This is a genomic window from Vibrio sp. 970, assembly GCF_033339075.1.
In genome coordinates this window covers 1-693 of record NZ_JAWOTW010000330.1, presented here as the reverse complement: position 1 = coordinate 693, position 693 = coordinate 1, and the positions used below count along the sequence as shown (strand labels likewise).

1 pseudogene is annotated in these 693 nt (G+C 44.6%); it reads left to right on the top strand.

Annotated elements, in window-relative coordinates:
* A pseudogene (locus R7Q11_RS26475) lies at positions 1-693 on the top strand (hypothetical protein); the annotation flags it as partial.

Here is a 693-nt window from a genome sequence, read left to right as displayed (position 1 = left end):
AACTACATAAAACCGCTCAGATTCTGACAGAATCTAAAGCGCAAAACCCAACAAATTACGAGAAGAAAGCGACTGAGTTTGCTCAAGCGGCAAACCAAGAAGTGGATCGTCTTGTCGCGTCTGGCGAAAACATCAATGACCCAAGCCTACGTCCAGTCATCACTGATAGCACGCCGAATAGCGACAACTTAGCGCCTGAAACGGTAGTCAACAACAAGCTAACCGTCAACGAAACCGTAGAAGACGCAGCTGAAGATAAATTGGATAAGCTACCAAAAATCGTAAAAGGTGCCGCATTTGATGGCGTTGAGCTAAACATCGAAGGTCTTTTCAAAGACAAAGACCAAAGCCTTGTGAGCACAAAACTGACGCATAATTTAGCGGGCACAGGCATTGAAGTTGAGAAAGTTGGCAACCTAATTGTTCTACACCCGACCACGATCGTAGAAAAATCCGGTGATTTTGAGATTGTTCTAACGGCGCAGGACAAAAACTCTAACAGTGATGTGCTATCAACTGTGAGCACAGTATTCGAAATCGAAATCGAATCTGCAAACTTACCACCAATGGTTGTTGAAGCAGAGCAAGCTCGCCTGCAATCCATTGTTGATGGCTGGTACCTACAACAGGGCGAACTGTTTGAACAAACGCTCGATATTTCTGGTTTGTTCCAAGATAAAGACGGTCAGATCA